This is a genomic window from Dyella sp. 01N36 (assembly GCF_056399745.1).
Map to the genome: position 1 here is coordinate 1 of NZ_JBFTRY010000321.1, position 2,314 is coordinate 2,314.

Sequence of the window (2,314 nt, forward strand, 5' to 3'; positions counted from 1 at the left end):
CGATCAGGGGCGTGGCGCCGCGGCGGGCGATGTCCTCGGCCATGCGCTTGACCAGCGGCGGCAAGTGGCTGCCGTTGGATTCCAGGTAGCGTTCCACCGCATCCAGCGCGCCCTTGCGGATCTGGCGATTGCCGAGATTGACGCCGCTCATGCGGGTCTGCGCAGTGAATGGCACGAACTCGGCGTGACCTTCTTCCAACTGGCGCTCGCGGATGCCGAAGCGTTCCTTCGCCAATACCACGACGCTGCGGCCTTCCGGCGTTTCGTCGGCCAGCGAGGCCAGTTGCGCAGCGTCGGCGAGGGTATGTTCATCGACGCCCGGCGCCGGCAGGAAAGCCACGGCCTGGCGATTGCCCAACGTGATCGTGCCGGTCTTGTCGAGCAGCAGCACATCCACATCGCCGGCCGCTTCCACCGCACGACCCGAGGTGGCGATCACGTTGGCGCGGATCATGCGATCCATGCCTGCGATGCCGATCGCCGACAGCAGTGCACCAATCGTGGTCGGAATCAGGCACACCAGCAGCGCCACCAGCACGGTCAGCGTGATGGGGTTGCCCGCGCCGGCCGCCTGCACGCTGTAGATCGAATACGGCAGCAGCGTGGCGCAGGCGAGCAGGAAGATCAGTGTGAACTTGGCCAGCAGGATGGTAAGCGCGATCTCGTTCGGCGTCTTGCGACGCGAGGCGCCCTCCACCATCGCGATCATGCGGTCCAGAAAGCTCTCGCCCGGGTTGCTGGTGATGCGCACCACCAGCCAGTCGGACAGCACTCGCGTACCACCGGTGACGGCGCTGCGATCGCCGCCGGACTCGCGGATCACCGGCGCGGATTCGCCCGTGATGGCGCTCTCATCAACGCTTGCCGCGCCGACCACCACTTCGCCATCGCCCGGCATCTGTTCACCCGCTTCCACCAGCACGTGGTGACCCACGCGCAATTCGGTCGACGGCGTATAGGTGATCGGCGCGTCCTTGTAAGGCGCCGACAGGCGCTTGGCCACCACGTCCTTGCGCGAGCCACGCAGCGCAGCGGCCTGCGCCTTGCCGCGACCTTCGGCCAAGGCCTCGGCGAAATTCGCGAACAACAGCGTGAACCACAACCAGATGGTCACCCAGAAGATGAAACCGGTCGGCGCTTCGCCGTGGCCGGTCAGCGCCTGCACCCACAGCAAGGTGGTCAACACGCTGCACACGAACACCACGAACATCACCGGGTTGCGGAACTGCTGCTTCGGCGAGAGCTTGCGGAACGAATCGGCGATCGCCTTGAGGATCAGGTCGCGATCGAAGCTGCGAACGCCGTGGACAGGGGTATGAGTCGTTGTCATGGATATGCTTCCTTCGGGCGCTGATCAGCGCACCGACATCAGGAATTCGGCGATCGGACCAAGCGCAAGCGCAGGCAGGAAGGTGAGCGCGCCCACCACCACCACGACGCAGGCAAGCAAGGTGACGAACAGCGGCGTATGCGTGGGCAACGTGCCCGCCGAGGGCGGCACGTGGCGCTTGGCGGCGAGCGAGCCGGCCATGGCGAGCATGGCGATGGCGAGCAGGAAGCGCGACAGATACATGCACACGCCCAGCAGCACGTTCCAGAACGGGGTGTTGGCGGAAAGTCCACCGAACGCACTGCCGTTGTTGTTCGCTGCCGACGACACGGCGTACAGCACTTCGCTGAAACCGTGCGCACCCGGATTGGACACACCGGCCACGCCAGCTGGCGTCATCACCGCAATGGCCGTGCAGATCACCACCAGGGCGCAAGGCACCAGCACGGCGAGACTGGCCATCTTCATTTCGTGCGCTTCGATCTTCTTGCCGAGGTATTCCGGCGTGCGACCTACCATGAGTCCGGCAATGAACACCGCGACGACGGCGAACGCGAGCATGCCGTAGAGACCCGAGCCCACACCGCCGAAGATCACTTCACCCAGCTGCATCAGCCACATCGGCACCAGGCCGCCSAKSGSGGTGARSGAGTCRTGCATGGCATTGACAGCGCCGCAAGAGGCTGCCGTGGTGATGGTGGCGAACAGGCCGCTGGCGGCGATGCCGAAGCGCGTTTCCTTGCCTTCCATATTGCCGCCCGCCTGCAGCGCGGAGGCTTGCTGATCCACGGCCAGGCCGTGCAGCGCAGGATTGCCGGCCTGTTCGGCGGCGATGGCGCCAAAGCAGAGCGGGACAAAAATAAGCAGCATGGTGGCGAGGATCGCCCAGCCCTGGCGGCGATCGCCCACCATGCTGCCGAAGGTGTAGCAAAGACCGCCCGGAATCAGAAAGATCGCCAGCATCTCGATGAAGTTGCTGAAAGG

The 2,314-nt window shown here is 65.1% G+C and carries 2 protein-coding genes; both read right to left on the reverse strand.

Annotated elements, in window-relative coordinates; all coding sequences use genetic code 11:
- Positions 1–1,330: potassium-transporting ATPase subunit KdpB (gene kdpB / locus AC1DMG_RS21645; protein WP_477181102.1), on the reverse strand; the 1,330-nt coding region annotated here is incomplete at its 3' end.
- 24 nt (positions 1,331–1,354) lie between these two features.
- The coding region (gene kdpA / locus AC1DMG_RS21650) for a potassium-transporting ATPase subunit KdpA (RefSeq protein ID WP_477181103.1) at positions 1,355–2,314 on the reverse strand (960 nt) is incomplete at its 5' end.